The sequence below is a fragment of the Pleurocapsa sp. PCC 7327 genome, from assembly GCF_000317025.1.
Taxonomy (GTDB): domain Bacteria; phylum Cyanobacteriota; class Cyanobacteriia; order Cyanobacteriales; family Microcystaceae; genus Hydrococcus.
On record NC_019689.1, the window covers coordinates 4,554,409 to 4,571,764 of the forward strand.

At 45.7% G+C, this 17,356-nt stretch carries 16 protein-coding genes; 8 read left to right on the plus strand and 8 right to left on the minus strand.

Translation table 11 applies throughout. The annotated features are described in order from the left end of the window. Nucleotides 1-54 precede the first annotated feature (54 nt). Genes PLE7327_RS20500 through pilM form a run of 3 tightly spaced genes read right to left on the minus strand, consistent with a single transcriptional unit; the run spans nucleotide 55 to nucleotide 2,769 of the window. A complete protein-coding gene (locus PLE7327_RS20500) occupies nucleotides 55-825 on the minus strand; it encodes a hypothetical protein (protein ID WP_015145680.1) in 771 nt (256 codons plus the stop codon). Then, nucleotides 822-1,661 carry a PilN domain-containing protein gene (locus PLE7327_RS20505; RefSeq protein WP_015145681.1) on the minus strand — a complete coding sequence of 280 codons (840 nt, stop codon included), beginning with the start codon at nucleotides 1,659-1,661 and terminating at the stop codon, nucleotides 822-824. Before PLE7327_RS20505 ends, PLE7327_RS20500 begins: the two co-directional genes overlap by 4 nt. A gap of 4 nt (nucleotides 1,662-1,665) precedes the next feature. Continuing rightward, nucleotides 1,666-2,769, minus strand: coding sequence for a type IV pilus assembly protein PilM (pilM, locus tag PLE7327_RS20510; RefSeq protein ID WP_015145682.1), 1,104 nt, complete (start codon nucleotides 2,767-2,769; stop codon nucleotides 1,666-1,668). Nucleotides 2,770-2,948: 179 nt separating this feature from the next. On the opposite strand from pilM, the gene PLE7327_RS20515 reads away from it, so the two are divergent. The 3 genes from PLE7327_RS20515 to dxs all read left to right on the plus strand — a co-directional run bounded on the left by PLE7327_RS20515 (nucleotide 2,949) and on the right by dxs (nucleotide 6,543). Continuing rightward, the gene (locus PLE7327_RS20515) at nucleotides 2,949-4,223 is read left to right on the plus strand and encodes a sugar ABC transporter substrate-binding protein (protein ID WP_015145683.1); all 1,275 of its coding nucleotides are present in this window, start codon (nucleotides 2,949-2,951) and stop codon (nucleotides 4,221-4,223) included. A 31-nt stretch (nucleotides 4,224-4,254) separates the two neighbouring features. After that, nucleotides 4,255-4,428, plus strand: coding sequence for a hypothetical protein (locus tag PLE7327_RS25020; RefSeq protein WP_186005345.1), 174 nt, complete (start codon nucleotides 4,255-4,257; stop codon nucleotides 4,426-4,428). Between the two features lie 204 nt (nucleotides 4,429-4,632). Further along, nucleotides 4,633-6,543 carry a 1-deoxy-D-xylulose-5-phosphate synthase gene (gene dxs / locus PLE7327_RS20520; RefSeq protein WP_015145684.1) on the plus strand — a complete coding sequence of 637 codons (1,911 nt, stop codon included), beginning with the start codon at nucleotides 4,633-4,635 and terminating at the stop codon, nucleotides 6,541-6,543. Between the two features lie 76 nt (nucleotides 6,544-6,619). On the opposite strand, the gene PLE7327_RS20525 is transcribed toward dxs, so the two are convergent. Further along, the gene (locus tag PLE7327_RS20525; RefSeq protein ID WP_015145685.1) at nucleotides 6,620-9,034 is read right to left on the minus strand and encodes a phosphoketolase; all 2,415 of its coding nucleotides are present in this window, start codon (nucleotides 9,032-9,034) and stop codon (nucleotides 6,620-6,622) included. Nucleotides 9,035-9,865: 831 nt separating this feature from the next. Here PLE7327_RS20525 and gap point away from each other — a divergent pair. Further along, nucleotides 9,866-10,900 carry a type I glyceraldehyde-3-phosphate dehydrogenase gene (gap, locus tag PLE7327_RS20530; RefSeq protein WP_015145686.1) on the plus strand — a complete coding sequence of 345 codons (1,035 nt, stop codon included), beginning with the start codon at nucleotides 9,866-9,868 and terminating at the stop codon, nucleotides 10,898-10,900. A gap of 73 nt (nucleotides 10,901-10,973) precedes the next feature. Here gap and PLE7327_RS20535 read toward each other — a convergent pair whose 3' ends face one another. Together PLE7327_RS20535 and rsmH are read right to left on the minus strand one after the other, a co-directional pair. Next, nucleotides 10,974-12,110: a geranylgeranyl reductase family protein gene (locus tag PLE7327_RS20535; RefSeq protein ID WP_015145687.1), complete on the minus strand. Its 1,137-nt coding sequence runs from the start codon at nucleotides 12,108-12,110 to the stop codon at nucleotides 10,974-10,976. 108 nt (nucleotides 12,111-12,218) lie between these two features. Further along, entirely contained in the window at nucleotides 12,219-13,118 is a 900-nt protein-coding gene (gene rsmH / locus PLE7327_RS20540; RefSeq protein ID WP_041393688.1) for a 16S rRNA (cytosine(1402)-N(4))-methyltransferase RsmH, read from the minus strand. Between the two features lie 252 nt (nucleotides 13,119-13,370). Between rsmH and PLE7327_RS20545 the strand changes: the two genes are divergently transcribed. The 4 genes from PLE7327_RS20545 (at nucleotide 13,371) to PLE7327_RS20560 (ending at nucleotide 15,758) form a co-directional block, all read left to right on the plus strand. Then, nucleotides 13,371-13,784, plus strand: coding sequence for a DUF4168 domain-containing protein (locus PLE7327_RS20545; protein ID WP_217523231.1), 414 nt, complete (start codon nucleotides 13,371-13,373; stop codon nucleotides 13,782-13,784). A gap of 39 nt (nucleotides 13,785-13,823) precedes the next feature. Then, entirely contained in the window at nucleotides 13,824-14,279 is a 456-nt protein-coding gene (ureE, locus tag PLE7327_RS20550; RefSeq protein WP_015145690.1) for an urease accessory protein UreE, read from the plus strand. 190 nt (nucleotides 14,280-14,469) lie between these two features. Beyond that, complete coding sequence (locus PLE7327_RS20555) at nucleotides 14,470-15,075, plus strand: TMEM175 family protein (protein ID WP_144266234.1); 606 nt, start codon at nucleotides 14,470-14,472, stop codon at nucleotides 15,073-15,075. A gap of 5 nt (nucleotides 15,076-15,080) precedes the next feature. Then, nucleotides 15,081-15,758 carry an urease accessory protein UreF gene (locus PLE7327_RS20560; RefSeq protein ID WP_015145692.1) on the plus strand — a complete coding sequence of 226 codons (678 nt, stop codon included), beginning with the start codon at nucleotides 15,081-15,083 and terminating at the stop codon, nucleotides 15,756-15,758. A gap of 54 nt (nucleotides 15,759-15,812) precedes the next feature. Here PLE7327_RS20560 and PLE7327_RS20565 read toward each other — a convergent pair whose 3' ends face one another. Together PLE7327_RS20565 and crtA are read right to left on the minus strand one after the other, a co-directional pair. After that, nucleotides 15,813-16,490, minus strand: a complete 678-nt coding sequence (locus tag PLE7327_RS20565) for a cyanoexosortase A system-associated protein (protein WP_015145693.1) — start codon at nucleotides 16,488-16,490, stop codon at nucleotides 15,813-15,815. Further along, nucleotides 16,487-17,332: a cyanoexosortase A gene (crtA, locus tag PLE7327_RS20570; protein WP_015145694.1), complete on the minus strand. Its 846-nt coding sequence runs from the start codon at nucleotides 17,330-17,332 to the stop codon at nucleotides 16,487-16,489. The genes PLE7327_RS20565 and crtA overlap by 4 nt, the downstream gene beginning before the upstream one ends. Between the last annotated feature and the right edge of the window lie 24 nt (nucleotides 17,333-17,356).

The window sequence follows — 17,356 nt, forward strand, 5'->3', positions numbered from 1 at the left end:
AATCGCGATCGCAGATGAGATATTTAATTTTTTTGTTCCCTCAAATAAGCATTACTAAGATTTTTGCTGTTGCTGACCCTCCTGCGCGGGTGGTTGTGCTACTGCTGCCGCTTCTTCAGGCGTTAGGGGCAAGACTACATCGAGCGTTAGTGTAGTTTTCAGCATCGATGGCAGAGAAATTAATTCAGTTTGCTTTGTCTTTGGATTCGGTAGGACAACAAAGGGACTTACAGTCATTTTCGAGCTGATGTTTTTTACCAACAAGAGAGGTTGCAGTCGCTCGATATCCCTCAGAATGGATTGGGTTTGCTCAAAGGTTCCCTCCAGCTCTAGGTTAATTGTCCGACGTTTGAGCTTATTATTAACTAACGTTCCTAAAGAACCGTCGTTGACAATAGTAGCCTCATTCCCTTGAGGTTTATAATTGACCAATTTAGCATTTTTAGAAGCAACAAATTTATTGATATCTATCAATAAAGTATCGAGAGTTGCTTGACTAGAAAATAGATTCAAAACCTCTGACTTTAGATTCTGAGCTTGTTTGAGCTTAGTTTCTGTCTCTTGAAGTTTCTTTTCGATTACACCTGATTTTTGCTGATTGACTTGGTCTTCTTTTGCTTTCTCATCAGTTGTAAGCGTTTGATAATTCTGATAAGCTGGCATGACAAAATTGGCTAGGATATAAACCGCGCCTAGCACTCCTAAAATAGCGAGCGCAATGCCGCTAACTTGAGGAGTAAAGGTAATGCCAAAAGCAGTTGGATAGTTACCCTGTTCTTCAGCTTCCAGCCCATTTTTGCTTATAGGTTCGTCAGCAAATGTCATGGTTGAATGGCTCCTTTTTGCTCCAATGTTCTAATCCGAGTTACCAGTCCTATAGCTCCTTTGCGAGCTAGCTCCGGCATTAACTTAGAAGCCGGAATATCGCCTAGCTCCGTCTTTATCTGATACTTGATGACTTTGGGAAACACGTACAGATCTTTGACGCTTGTCACGCTTGTATTTTTGGGAAGACCGGGAACCTTACCCTGCTGGATGATTCTGGATATTTCTTGGCGATCTTCTTCCTTGATGTCTTGAACGGGTGCATCTACTAGCTCGGCGTTAGTTAAAACAGTTTTCTGAGCTTTCAAAAAGTTAGATTGCTGCAAGGAGAGAACTAAATCGTTCGCGTCATCGTAGGAGCGAGCGATACCCGTGAGGGTTAACTGTATCCCAGGTGTCGCCGAACCGCCTTGAGGTGCTGCCGCTGCCTCCTGTTCGATCGATTCAATTTGTACTCCTGCCGGCGTGCGATCGCGAATGTCTTGCAAAACGGCAGACCAAGGCTTAATTTGATTAAAAACGCTCACCAGCGCTTGCGTCTCTTCGTTGACGGAGCTAACTTGTTTTTCTACCTCCTGAATCCTCTGGTTTTGCGCGGTGAGCTGAGCGATTTGACCTTCCAGTTCTTGGATGCGCTGTTGCGTACTTGCGGTTTGCGCGTTGATGACCCACAACAAACTGCCAGTAGCTGCAGGGAGGAGAATCATCACTCCCGCACCAATCAGCATCGGCAAATTTTTCCCTAGCGAAAATCCGGGAGATTCAATTAGAGTAGTCTTTTTAGCGTCCTCCTCGACTTTGCGATCCTTGAGGAAATTAATATCTAAGCTATACATGGTTTTAAACCTCTCGAAGTCCTAAACCCAGAACAGTTCCCAATCCCGGTCGCGCGATTGCAGGAATTTCGCGATCGATTTGTAATGATAGTGCTGACACTGGATCGATTTGCATGGTCGGAACGCTCAAGCGCTGCGTAAAAAATTCATCTAGTTGTCCGATAGCGCCGCCGGGACCTGCCAGGAGGAGTTGAACGACTTCCAATCCCTCGCTCTGATTTAAATAGAAATTAATCGAGCGACGCAGTTCGTCTGTCAGTTCGCTGACAATTCTCAGCAAAGCGCTCATCCCCGGATTTACGGCTATCCCTTGAGTGCTCAGACTGTCGAAGGGCGTGTTGGGAATGGTAATATCTCTGAGAATTTCAGGATCTCTCGACGGCGGTAAATTCATGGCGCGAGCCAAAGCCGTCTGCATTTGAAATGTTCCAATGGGCACTGTTCGAGAAAATTGAGGAACCCCATCGACGACAATGGCAATTTCCGTACTGTCGAATTCGATATCGACGAGGACGGCAGCTTCTTTCGAGCCAAATTGCCTCAGTTGCTCCCTAATCGTGCGAATTAAGGCAAAGCTATTGATTTCTAAGACATCTACTTCCAATCCAGCTTGTTTGAAAGTCTCTATATAAGAGTCAGTCACCTCTCGCCGGGTGGCTACCAATAGGACTTGGACTTTTTCGATGCCATCTTCGTCTTCAAAATAGCCTAACTTTTGATAGTCGAGATCCACTTCCTCGCGGGGAAAAGGCAAATATAAACTCGCTTCGTGGTTCAAAACCAAATCCCGCAATTCTTGCTCGTCTAGTTCTGCTGGTAGGGGAAGAAGGCGAATAATCGCTTCTCGCATCGGCACTGCCGTTGCTACCCGCTTTGCTTTAATTTTGTATTCTTTGAGCAGTTCTTGAATGCGTTCGGCTAAGGTTAGCGAGTCAACAATTTTGCCCTCTTCAAATACGCCTTCGGGGATTTCCGAAGAACAATATTTAACGAGTTTGTACGTTTGCCCTTGTTTGCTTAGTTGTGCTAAGTTAATCCTCTCAGGAGTGATTTCTAACCCAAACCCCGTACTTTTGGTTGGTAGAAGACTTTTTAAACGCTCCAGCATATCCCTCTAACATATCGCGATCGATACATATTATGAATGTAATATTTTCAATGTGCGAGGAAAACGACTTAAATATTATGCTACCCAATCTCCTGTCAAAAGAAAACAATCGAGAGATTTTTAACCTAAGAGAGGAGAACTGACAGAAAATCTATTGTGCATATTGTAACAGCATAAGAATGAGTAAAATTGTCAGGTTAAGAAATGTATGCCTGTGGGCGCTGCTGGGTTTGTTATTAAGCTGGCTGCTGAGTTGTCAGTCCAATCCCTCATCGAGCCAGGAAATAGAATTTTGGACGATGCAGCTACAGCCCCAATTCACTCAGTATTTCAACGAGCTAATCGCTACGTTTGAGAAAGAAAATCAAGGAGTCAAGGTACGCTGGGTAGACGTACCTTGGGAGGCAATGGAAAATAAAATTCTGAGTGCCGTTTCTGCTAAAACCGCACCGGATGTAGTCAACCTCAACCCAAATTTTGCTTCCCAGTTAGCGACGCAGGATGCTTGGCTAGACTTAAACAAACAGTTAACGACTGAAAACAAACAACAGTATTTACCTAAGATTTGGCAAGCCAGTACGATTAACAATATTAGTTTTGGCATTCCCTGGTATCTGACCACGCGAGTTACGATTTATAACAAAGATTTATTAGCTAAAGCCGGAATTAGCGAACCGCCAAAAACTTATGAAGAACTGGCAAAAGTAGCGGCACAAGTTAAAGAAAAGACGGGCAAATACGCTTTTTTTATTACCTTCGTCCCCGGCGATTCTGCTGAAGTATTAGAGTCCCTGGTACAGATGGGAGTCAAATTGGTTGATGAAAAAGGGAAAGCCGCCTTTGATACGCCAGAGGGCGTAGCAGCATTTAAATACTGGGTAGATTTATATCAAAAAGAACTTCTACCGCCAGAAGTCCTTACCCAAGGACATCGCTATGCCGCAGAATTATATCAGGCAGGCGAGACGGCATTATTAGCTTCTGGGGCAGAATCTTTCCAGACGATAGAGAATAATGCGCCAAACATTGCCCAAGTCTCCGCCGCTTCCCCTCAAATTTCGGGGAAAACGGGCAAGAAAAATGTAGCGGTGATGAATTTGACAATTCCTCGCGATACCGATAAACCAGAGCAAGCGGTTAAATTTGCCTTATTTGTGACCAATAGCGCCAATCAGCTAGCCTTTGCTAAGGCAGCTAACGTTTTGCCTTCGACGGAGGAGGCGGTAAAGGAATATATTAAGGAATTGGACAAAGGGGGCAATGCGATTCCAATCGAACAAGCGCGAAGAGTTAGCGCCACTCAGCTTAAAGATGCCGAGATATTAGTCCCAGCCATGAAAAACCTCAACCAACTGCAAAAAGCAATCTATGAAAATTTGCAGGCAGCCATGTTGAAGGAAAAAACGGTAGAACAAGCTGTCAAAGATGCTGCCCAGGCATGGAATAGCAGATAAGCTTAAAAATTTCAGCAAAATGTAACGAGTTGTGAGTCAGCCATATATTGGGGGCATGAAATCTTCTAAAATTTATGCCCATGAATCTCCAGATCGCGCGATCGCGCCTTCTGAAGAAACAAGCAATATGGGGCATAATCTATATTGGTCGCAATCCGTATCAGGAGAGCTGGTAACAAAGATAGTTGACTCAAACTTCCCCTGAAACCAGCAAAAGCCTGGTAAACAACCAAAAGCCTGATTATGCCAATGAGGTAAAAAGCCTCAAAAACCGTGAAGATCGAGCAGCCAACATTCAGTAATCAGTGTTCGGTGTTCAGTAACCAGTAAACTGCCAGCTAATAACTGATATCTGATATCTGATATCTGAAAATGTAGCGATTCAAAAATTTTGAGAGAACACGCCGATATGCATATAAGTGAAATTACTCATCCGAACCAGTTGCACGGCTTGTCAATTCGCCAACTAGAGGATATTGCCCGTCAAATTCGAGAAAAACATTTACAAACTATTGCAGCTAGCGGCGGACACCTTGGACCTGGACTAGGAGTTGTCGAACTGACCCTTGCTTTGTATCAAACCCTCGACCTCGACCGAGATAAAGTTATTTGGGACGTAGGACACCAGGCCTATCCCCACAAAATGCTAACGGGACGCTATCACCGCTTCCACACGCTGCGTCAAAAGGACGGTATTGCAGGCTATCTCAAGCGCTGCGAAAGCAAATTCGACCACTTTGGGGCAGGACATGCTTCTACTAGCATTTCTGCGGCTTTAGGGATGGCACTAGCGCGGGATGCTAAAGGGGAAGACTTTAAAGTTGTAGCTATCATTGGCGATGGGGCACTGACTGGCGGGATGGCATTGGAAGCCATCAACCATGCCGGACATTTGCCCCACACTAACCTGATGGTCGTATTAAACGACAATGAAATGTCAATTTCTCCTAATGTAGGAGCGATTTCTCGCTATCTTAATAAAGTTCGTCTCAGCGACCCCATTCAGTTCATTTCCGACAATTTAGAAGAACAATTTAAGCATCTGCCTTTCTTCGGCGAATCTCTCACCCCCGAAATGGAACGCCTCAAAGAAGGAATGAAGCGGCTTGCCGTTCCTAAAGTCGGGGCAGTGATCGAGGAATTGGGATTCACCTATTTCGGCCCGATTGACGGTCACAACCTCTCAGAACTCATCTCTACCTTTAAACAGGCACATAAAGTTCCCGGCCCCGTCTTCGTTCACGTTGCCACAGTGAAAGGGAAAGGCTACGAAGTTGCGGAAAAAGACCAAGTAGGCTACCACGCTCAAAATCCCTTTAATCTTGCCACGGGCAAACCCATTCCCTCCAGCAAACCCAAGCCTCCAGCATACTCCAAAGTTTTTGGTCACACGCTCACCAGGCTAGCCGAAAATAATCCCAAAATTATCGGCATCACGGCAGCAATGGCAACGGGAACGGGGTTAGACAAGCTTCACGCCAAACTTCCCAAGCAATATATTGATGTGGGGATTGCCGAACAACACGCCGTTACTTTAGCAGCCGGCTTGGCTTGCGAAGGTATGCGTCCCGTGGTAGCGATTTACTCTACCTTCCTACAACGCGCCTACGACCAAGTCATTCATGATGTTTGCATCCAAAACCTCCCTGTCTTCTTCTGTATGGATAGGGCGGGGATTGTCGGTGCCGACGGTCCAACTCACCAAGGACTGTACGACATTGCCTATTTGCGCTGTATTCCCAACATGGTCGCAATGGCACCGAAAGACGAAGCCGAACTGCAACGAATGGTGGTGACGGGAATTAACTATACCGACGGTCCCATTGCCATGCGCTATCCTCGCGGTAACGGAATCGGCGTTCCTCTGATGGAAGAAGGCTGGGAACCTTTACCCATTGGCAAAGGCGAAATTCTCCGCAACGGAGACGATGTTTTGCTCTTGGGTTATGGCACGATGGTCAACACTGCCATGCAAGTAGCCGAAATTCTCAGCGAACACGGGGTTGAAGCAACCGTTATCAATGCTCGATTCGTCAAGCCTCTGGATACGGAGTTGATTCTGCCGCTGGCGCAGCGCATTGGCAAGGTCGTTACCCTAGAAGAAGGTTGTCTGATGGGCGGCTTTGGTTCTGCGGTGGCGGAAGCCTTGCAGGATAATAAGATCTTGGTGCCCGTGAAGCGTTTTGGCGTGCCCGATAAGTTAGTAGACCATGCCAAACCAGACGAATCCCTTGTCGATTTGGGATTGACGGGTTCTCAAATTGCCGAACAAGTGCTGGGTGCCTTTTTCAGCAACAAGCTACCTTCGGTTGTTAGTTAGATAACTTCGCGGAATGCGATCGCATTCCGCGACTTGGTTCGCGCCGTAGTTTAGCTCGGCGACGGGAAGAGTACCGCTACGACCACTTCCAGTTGAGAATTTCAGGCTTGTCAATGCCATGTTCGCGAGCGTAATGAAGGTTCTCGATAATCTGGTTCTTCATGCGCTCTTTGGCGTGGGCAGCAGCAGATTGTAATTTAGGAACGCGATCGATAACATCGATAACCAGATTAAAGCGATCGATCTGATTTTCGATCGCCAATTCGAGCGGCGTATTGATATTACCTTTTTCTTTATAACCGCGCACGTGAATGCGCTCTTGATTGGTACGGCGGTAGGCTAACTTGTGAATCAGCCAGGGATAGCCGTGGAAATTGAAAATGACTGGTTTATCCGGGGTAAAAAGGGTGTCGAAATCCCTATTTGATAAGCCGTGGGGATGTTCGGTGTCTGATTGCAGTTTAAACAGATCGACCACGTTAATAAAGCGAACCTTGAGTTGGGGAAATTCTTGGCGCAAGATAGCCGTTGCTGCCAAAGATTCCTGAGTCGCGATATCTCCGCAGCAAGCCATGATAACATCGGGAATATCGGGTTCAACGCCGCGATCGTCGTTACTTGCCCAATCCCAAATCCCAATCCCTTTGCTACAGTGCTTAATTGCTTCATCCATCGTCAGATAGGCAAGATGTTTCTGCTTGTCTGCGACGATTACATTGACATAGCCAGTGCTGCGCAAACAATGATCGGCAACGGAAAGCAAGCAGTTCGCATCGGGGGGCAAATAGATGCGGGTAACTTCGGCACTCTTGTTAGTCACCACATCGATAAAACCGGGGTCTTGATGGCTAAAGCCGTTATGGTCTTGCCGCCAGACGGTGGAAGAAAGCAAGATATTCAGCGATGAGATAGGTACTCGCCAGGGAACTTCATGCCGGGAGACGTCGAGCCACTTGGCATGCTGGTTAAACATGGAATCGATGATGTGGACAAAAGCCTCGTAAGTGTTAAACAAACCGTGTCGTCCGGTGAGAAGGTATCCCTCCAGCCAACCTTCTAGGGTTTGTTCGCTGAGCATTTCCATTACGCGACCATCTCTGGATAGTTCGCTGCCGTCGAGGTCTTCTGGTTTGAATTCTGCCATCCAGGTTTTTTTGGTAACTTCGTAGACGCCGTTAAGGCGATTCGACGCGGTTTCGTCGGGTCCAAACAGCCGGAAATTATCTGGATTATTGCGCATCACGTCGCGCAGAAAATTGGCGAGAACTCGCGTCGGTTCCACCTCAGTCGCACCCGGTTTGGACACTTCAACGGCATAGTCGCGAAAATCGGGCAGGCGCAGTTCTTTACGTACCAGACCGCCGTTGGTAATCGGGTTGGCACTCATGCGGCGATGACCGACGGGTGCGAGTTCCTTTAATTCGGGAATCAACTTGCCCTTTTCATCAAACAATTCTTCAGGTCGATAGCCGCGCATCCAATCTTCCAACAGCTTCAGATGATGGGGGTTGCTGTGCATTTCTCCCATGGGAACTTGATGGGCGCGCCAGAAGCCTTCCACCTTATGACCGTCCACTTCTTTCGGTCCCGTCCAGCCTTTAGGAGAGCGCAAAATAATCATGGGCCAGCGCGGACGCTTAGCTTCGCCAGTTCGGCGAGCTTCCTCCTGGATGGAACGAATCTGGTTGATGCAGTGTTCTAGGGCAGCAGCCATTTTTTGATGCGAGACAGCGACATCTTCGCCTTCCGGACATTCCACTACGTAGGGAGTATAGCCATATCCGACGAACAGACTCTCTAACTCCTCTGGCGCGATGCGTGCCAGGATAGTTGGGTTAGCGATTTTGTAGCCATTTAAATGCAAGATGGGTAGTACGGCGCCATCGCGGATGGGGTTGAGAAACTTGTTGGAGTGCCAAGCTGTGGCTAATGCGCCCGTTTCAGCCTCGCCATCTCCAACAACGCAGGCAACAATCAAATCTGGATTGTCAAAAGCAGCACCGTAGGCATGAGAGAGACTATAACCTAACTCCCCTCCTTCGTGAATCGAGCCGGGCATTTCGGGGGTGCAGTGACTGCCAATTCCGCCAGGGAAGGAAAACTGTTTGAAGAACTTTTTCATCCCTTCCTCATCCTCGCTTCTGTCGGGATAAATCTCGGAGTAGGTTCCCTCTAGATAGATGGGAGCGAGAACGCCCGGAGCACCGTGACCGGGTCCGGCGATGAAAATCATATTGAGATCGTATTTTTTAATTAAGCGATTGAGATGGATGTAAGTGAAGCTCAGACCGGGACTCGATCCCCAATGTCCCAACAGGCGATATTTGATGTGTTCGGACTTGAGGGGTTCTTTTAGCAGTGGATTGTCCTGCAGATAGATCATTCCGACGGCAAGATAGTTACAGGCACGCCAGTAAGCATCTATTTTGCGCAGTTCTTCGGCGGAAAGCGGACTTTGCTCGATTGGAAGTTGGCTAGGCGCTACTGTCATGGCTCGCTCCTGTTATTGGTTGTTTTTAATGGTTGATTCTTTGTCTATTTCTTGTTTAGTTTTCGGTTAGCCTAACTCTAGGATCGACTAAGTTTGAGTTAAAGAAAGTTTAAAAAACATTATTTTTAGCCAAACTTAGCTTTGACAGATCTTTAAAAATGTCGATCGCGAGATGCAATTGAACTACAACTTTTGTCCTTGAATTTAAATTAGATATTTTGACTTTTATCTAGGATAATGAATTTTATCTGTCTTCTTGCTTATAAATGCTCCAGCGATCGCGTCGATTAACTCATCAATAGATGTCAGAGACTTAAAGGCTTATTTCTTAACAGCTCGCTTTGTCAGAGTATTTAGATTATAAAGTGTAGCTGGTCAGATCGAAAAATGTAATCTGCTCTTAAACTATTTTTAATCTGCCTATCACAAAACAAAGTGAAAAATCTCTTGGCGAATGGGCTGAAAAATTCTACCTAAAGAGAGAGGCAAAATAAAATCACTTGTGTAAAGCCAACGAGCGCCGACCCTATCATTATTAACTCTAAATCTTAGCACTTATAGATTGAAAAGATTCAATCTATATAATTTACTAAAAGCTGGATGTTAGCCAAAAGAGCGATCGCGATCGCAATTAGTATGACTCGTTCGTTCGACAGTTGCAAAATTGGGAAAATCTGAAGTTTTTATTTAGCTATCGGACACTCACCAAAAAATTCTTAGCATAATTAGCATAAAGATAATCTGGAGCGCGCAGTTAATAAAAACATAAGCTTGGCTGACAGCCATCTTTACCTTTCTCCAACTCGACGAGCATAATAAGGAGATATTTTCATGACAGTCAAAATTGGGATTAACGGGTTCGGTCGTATCGGAAGACTCATGTTTCGCGCGGGAATCGATAACCCAGAAATTGAATTTTGTTGCATCAACGATCTCGTCCCGCCAGACAATATTGCCTATTTGTTAAAATACGACTCCACCCACGGTCGTTTTTCGGGTACCGTAGAAGCAAAAGAGGACGGAATCGTCGTCAATGACAAATTTATTCCTTGCGTCTCCATCAAAAACCCTGAAGAACTGCCTTGGAAGCAATACGGAGTTGATTACGTCGTTGAGTCCACTGGCTTATTTACCACCTACGAAGGAGCTTCCAAACACCTGAAGGCAGGAGCTAAGCGAGTCATCATTTCCGCTCCCTCAAAAGACCCCGATAAAATCCGCACCCTATTAGTGGGAGTCAATCATCAGACCTACGACCCCGCTAAAGATACCATCGTATCCAATGCTAGCTGTACGACTAACTGTCTCGCGCCTATCGCCAAAGTCATCCACGACAACTTTGGTTTAGCGGAAGGACTGATGACAACGGTTCACGCCATGACTGCCACTCAGCCAACCGTCGATGGTCCCTCCAAAAAAGATTGGCGCGGCGGACGGGGAGCGGCGCAAAACATTATCCCCGCTTCTACTGGTGCTGCTAAGGCAGTGACCTTAGTCTTGCCAGAGTTGAAAGGCAAGCTTACGGGAATGGCATTCCGAGTTCCTACTCCAGATGTATCGGTGGTCGATTTGACCTTCCGTACCGAAAAAGCCACTTCTTACCAAGAAATCTGCGCGGCGATGAAAGCAGCAGCGGAAGGCGAAATGAAAGGTATTCTGGGTTATACCGAAGATGAAGTCGTCTCCAGCGACTTTACTGGCGACTACCATTCGAGTATCTTTGATGCTAAAGCCGGAATCGAACTGAACTCGAACTTTTTCAAAGTCATCGCTTGGTACGACAACGAGTGGGGTTACTCAATGCGCATGCTCGACTTGATCCTCTATATGGCAGCTAAGGACGCATCGATGGTTGCGACAGTTTAAGAAAAGCATTAATGCGAGCTTAGATTTTAATAGAGATGTAGAGGCACCTAGCTACATCTCTATAAGTCCATAGCTAATTTCCCATTCCCGGAATCAAACTCTTTTTCAATCGCTGCATTGCATACTCGGTAATATCGCCATAACGCAACTCTCCACAGAGAATTTTAGCCATGACTTGTGCTGCGGTAGGTCGCTTGACACCGAATTTGTAGGCAATTTTGGGAAACTGATAGAATAATCCAGCCAAGCGGTGAGCCAAAACCATATCAGAACCCCATTCCTGAGCGATGACTTGGGTATAGTTTGCCAAAGCTTGTCCGTCGCCTGCGATCGCGCGATCGATCGCTTCTGCCGCTTTCATGCCTGTAAAAATAGAAGGGCGAATTCCCTCGCCACTCAAGGGATCGAGAATTCCTGCTGCCTCGCCTGCAATAACGGCGCGATTGGCGTGTAAGGGTTGGTTTTCCGTCCACAAACTCAGGGAATAATCGCTATAGCGACTATTCGCTAGGTCGATTCCAAACGCTTTAGCATAGTCAGTAAGATGCTTTTTCAATTCATCGGGTTTGGTTTTACCGCGCATGCAGCCTGCACTCAGAGAATATCCATCGGCTTTGGGAAAGTTCCAGATGTAGCCATTCTTGAGCGTCCCAAAGTCAAAGTAGGCGGTATGTTGCTTGTCGGCGGGTACGGCAGTTTTGACTTCCAGCGTGGCGCCGAGAAATTCTTGACGCGGCTTCAACCCCAACAACTGGGTTAGCAAACTCCTACCCCCATCAGCGGCGATCAGATAGGAAGCTTCATAGATTCCGTCAGATGTATTAACTTGCCAGCTTTGGCTGTTAGGGGAGATTGCCTTAACTTCCGTATTATCTTTTACCCGTGCGCCTTTTTGTTGGACTTGCTCGATCAAATAATTGTCGAACTCATCGCGTTTCACCATCCACATGGGTTCTTTCATGTTTAATTCGGTTTCCATGGGATCGCCCATTTTCCAGGTATATTGCACCTTGGTGATGGTGTTGTTAATAACGGGGGTAAAATCAAAGTCAAACCACTTGGCGATCGCGGGTGAAACTCCTCCACCACAGGGTTTATAACGCGGTAAAGCGACTTTTTCTAATACTAAAACCGAGCGTCCTAGTTTAGCTAGATGATAAGCGGCAGTTGCTCCCGCAGGACCAGCGCCGACAACAATACAATCAAACATTTTGGGTAAGCAGGAGTAATATGGGTTGATTCCGTGTTAGACGGGCTAATTTATTAGTTTATTTGTTCACAAACTTTAATATAATATCCCACATGGGCTAATTTGTTCTCAGGTTTCTTTACGTTGAGCCAATCGCAATTTTGCTGAGCGAGAACGAGGATTTTGCGCTTCTTCGTCGGGTTGAGGAGTAATAGGCTTCTTGGTAAGGACTTCTAATAAAGGTGAGTCGCGCAGACGATGTTTGACGATGCGATCTTCTAGACTATGAAAACTAATAATACCAATTCTGCCGCCTATTTTCAGCCAATGAGGCGCTTTGTCGAGAAAGCGTTCTAAAGATTCCAGTTCCTGATTGACGGCAATGCGAAGAGCTTGAAAAACGCGGGTGGCGGGGTGAATTCTGCCATAGCGATATTTTGGAGGAACGCAACGAGCGATCGCCTCGGCTAGTTCTGTTGTAGTTTGAAAAGGACGCTGGCGAACGATCTGTTTGGCAATGCGCCGCGACAGTCTTTCTTCTCCGTATTCGTAGAAAATCTTGGCTAACTCCTCCTCGTCCCAATCATTGATAATGTCTGCGGCAGTCAGGGACTGAGTGCGATCCATGCGCATATCTAGAGGGGCTTGGTGGCGAAAACTAAAACCGCGATCGGGAATATCTAATTGAGCCGAACTGACCCCTAAATCAGCTATAATCCCATCATACCTTGCGTTCTCCGGTTGATAGTCAGCAAAGTTTCCCTGCCAAAATGTCAAACGCTCCGCGCCATATTCTGCTAAATTTGCCTTTGCCGCTGCGATTGCTCGTTCGTCGCGATCGATGCCCGTTACCTTCACATCTGGAAAAGTTTCTAGAATTAAGCGGCTATGTCCTCCTCCTCCAATTGTGGCATCGAGGTAATGCCCGCCTGGATTAATCTTTAATCGAGCGATTAATTCCCGACTTAGAACAGGAATATGAACGAAAGCGGATGCGTTTTTCTCTGATGTATTGGTAATCGTGCTCATGTTTAACGAAAGAGGAATTAGCGCTCGGCAAGCAGCCAAGAGTTCGTTAGGAATTTCTTTTCTTGCCAGCCATTGCTTGGCAATCTTCAACTATGGAACTTCTAGTACATAAATTAATTCAAAAAAAGTCAGAGAATCTCTGTGGAGATTTGGCTATGATAATATATTTGCCGAATAACGCGCATGATTGTTATTGACTGTGTCTCGTTTGATTTGAACAGAGTCTTTACTCGTTCTTTAATAGCTTGTGTGATGGCAGCAATGAGCATTCTTTGCGGCGTTATCCCTGAATTTTCCTGGCATTCCGCCAGGATTATTTTCAGTTCCTATGCGCGAACTCAAGAGTTTAGTGAAGAACAAATAATGAAATATGCTAGGGCAGTTTTAGAAATAGAAACCCGTCGCCAACAAGCTTACCAAAAAATTCAACAAATTATCGGTCAGTCGCCCCCAGATATTATTTGCGATCGACCCAACACTTTCAGAAATCTCCCTAGAGAAGCTCAAAGAGTTGCTGTAGACTACTGCACGAGTTCTAAAACAATTGTTGAAAAGAGCGGTTTAACTGTTGCTGAGTTTAATGCTATTACATTAAGGGTACGATCCGATCGCGAATTAGAAAGACGCATTCAAAATGCAATGATTCGCATCAGGCAACGCAAATAAAAAAGTCAGAATTAATCTGTCGATCCCAATTATAGAGCCATGCTGACTTTTACCGAACGCTTATCTCGGGTTATCGATCGCTCGATTATTCCCCAGCCAGTCATTCCTTTATTCACTTTATCGCTTTCGGCTGAAGAACGAACTCGCAGCCGCCATCGCTTTGAAACTCCTGACGGACAAAGTTTGTTTCTGCGCTTGCCGAGGGGGACAATCTTACAAGATGGGGATTTACTGAAAGCGGAAACCGGAGAAATTATTAAAATTGCAGCTAAACCAGAACCCGTATTGACGGTAACGGCTCAAAATCCTCTAGATTTACTGCGGGCAGCTTATCATCTCGGAAATCGCCACGTTCCTTTAGAAGTTGCGCCTAACTATTTACGCTTGTCTCCCGATCCCGTACTCAAAGACATGTTAGAACGAATGGGAGTAACGGCGATCGAAGAAATCGTTCCTTTTCAACCAGAAATCGGAGCTTATCACGCACATAGTTAATAATTAAGCGAATTCGGCGTTGCTTGGTAGAGGCAGTTCGCAATTCCGAATTATTTTGGTCACAAGTTTGTTACTCAATTGTCATGAGAATGTCACATGGCTTTTATAAGGTTTTGAGAATTGCAACCCAACAGTCCTAAAAAAAGCAACACTTTTAAGGCTTTCAATGGTGCTTGTCGTAGGTAAAGATATGAAAAAGAAAAAGATAGAGTTTGAGCGGATTATTTTTTTTAGCGATGCTGTCTTTGCCATTGCCATTACCTTGTTAGCATTCAATCTCAAACTCCCTGAAAATAGCAGTCATCTAGCAAGAACTTCACTATCGGGTTACCTAAGCTCGATTTCACCCCAGTTTCATGGTTATATTGTCAGTTTCCTGGTTATTGGCTTTTACTGGGTGAGCCACCACCGTTACTTCCGCTACATCAAGCACTACAACTACATCTTAGTCTGGTTAAACATTGGCTTTTTGATGTGTATTGCGTTTCTGCCTTTTTCCACTGCTATTTTGAACGATTACAGCGGACAGCGACTAGCGGTAATCTTTTATGCTGGCAGTATGGCGTTCGTGGGACTAATGAAAGCGCTACTCTGGTGGTATGCTTCCAGCCATCGCCGTTTAGTGGCTTCTAGTCTCTCTCATCGCCTGATTCGCTCTCTTACCTATCGCACGTTAGTGCCGCCAATGATTTTTCTAAGTTCGATAGCGATCGCTTACTTAAATCCTTTTCTGGCTGAGTTTTCCTGGTTGTCAATACTGATTTACTTTCTTGTGTTGAAGATCCGGTGGCTGTGAAAAAAATGCTCGATGACTCCACACTTTTATCTTTATTACAACTCGTCAGTCCTGCATTACCCGTAGGAGCTTATAGTTATTCTGAAGGACTGGAAGCGTTAGTCGATCGCGGCGTTATTAATAGCAAAGAAACCCTACAAGATTGGATAAGGCAACAATTGCAATACGGATCGATTCGCATAGAAGCGGCAGTGATGCTGCGAACCTATCAAAGCTTTCGCGGTGAGGATTTAAAAGCAATTGCGAAGTGGAATGCTTGGCTGTCTGCCGCTAGAGAAACCGAAGAATTGCGACAGCAGAGTTGGCAAATGGGGAGATCGCTGCTGAAACTATTAATTGAGCTACAACCTCAACTCCAGTCAATTGCTGGTGCGATCGATTCTCCCTGTAACTATGCAGTTGCCTTTGGCATTGCTGCTGCCTGCTGGCAAATCGATCCCCAAGTAACAATTATCGGTTATTTACAGAGTTGGGCAGCGAATTTAATCAGTGCAGGAGTCAAATTAATTCCTCTCGGTCAAACAGCAGGTCAACAGATTCTCCTCAATCTGCGCGACCTGATAATTCGGGCAACCCAGGAGATTTTATGCTTAAAAGATGAAGAGTTAAGCAGTTGCAGTTGGGGATTAGCCCTTGCTAGTATGGCCCATCAGACACAGTATACGCGATTATTTCGCAGTTAAAAGCCAGCGATCGCGTCGGGATGAATTTTATTTGGTCATGCTGAGTGCAGCTCTTCACCGTTTCAGCTTCGATTTCCACCATCTATGCCAGCTAAACCAGACAGTTTCTAGATTTTGATAAGCTTCTTGGGAAGTCGAACCAGAATTTGAGGCACTCGGAGTAGATAACAGCGTCCACAAACAGCGCCCGTCCAACAGATCGTCGTGACCTAAAATCCACCCAATCGTCCGTTGGGGACTCCAACCGTAGCTATATTTATTTTGAACGAATTGTTGTTCGGTGACCGTACTTTGACCCACAGGATTGAGACAGGCGCTGAGATAGGCTTTTTCCTTGTACTCGAACAGACTATAATAGCCGATATCTTCTCGATATTTGACGGTCGGCACGACGGTTGCGGGTTCGATTGGCGTGTAAACGACTAGCAGACGACCGATATTGCCATCTGTATAGTGCTCGTAACGCGCCTCGAGCTCCACGCGCTTTTGATTTTGACTGTATTGATACCGTTTGCCGAAATCGGATTGTGACGGTTTAGTTGCCGTTAGTGGTTTGGCACTAACCAGTTGCCATTGCGGTATGGGAACTGTAGCGGGAAAGTCAAAGGTACCTAACTGACGCTCGTTCTCCGCATGGGGGAATAAAATTGCCTTTGCGAGTACGCCGACTACGCCACCCAGGGTTAAAGCGATCGCGACAATTCTTATGGGCTGCCATCGGAATGCTATCATCGAGGTTCACCGGAATTAGGAGTAACTGTTAAATGGCGAACATATGCCCACCAGCAAAACGTCCCAAACAAGAAGACTGAAATCATCGAGAAAATAAAACTTCCATCACCGCCATGCCAGTAATCGAAAGCGTTTTGTTGGGAATAAGCCACCAAGATTGCCAGAATAGACACTCGCAAGCTGTTAATAAAAAATCCTAAGACGATGGCTACTAACATACAGATTGTTTGCTGGACTCGGCTTAGAGGCACTATCAGCAAAAAAAGCACCGAGATACACAACATCAAAATAATACTATCTATCCCAGAACAAGCACCATACACTTCGACTCTTCCCGTCGGCATCAGGATCTGAGTGCCTTCTCGATAGGCATTAAATCCAGCCGCCCAAAGCATAAAGGTAGAGAATTTAGCCGTCAGCGTTGACAAATCGATAGCCTTAAGCAATCCAGAAAAAACTGGATAGAGAACTAATAAACCTAGAATCAGAAGCTCTTTCCAGTAGTGATGCAATCGCTTGATGCCAGATGCTATCAAACACAAACCCAAGCCTGAGACAAACGGTGAAATCCGAATATGATATCCTGCCGGCGCCAAACTTCGCAGCAGAATTAGAGCAATTAAAGATATGCCGAGAAAGGTTGAGAAAATTCCACTTTCTAGATTTAATTTGTCGCGCCTATCCCAGATAGAGGAGGCGATTCCCAACCAAAATAAGAGGCTCAGGCTCATTAAATTAGGCTCATCTGCCTTGCTTAGGTAGGTTAAATGAAGGGCAACTAAAGCTGCAGCTAGACTCAGTAACCAATAGTTAGGTTGGAGTATTGTTTTTAGCCAATTCATTTTATTTATTTAAAGTTTTGGTAA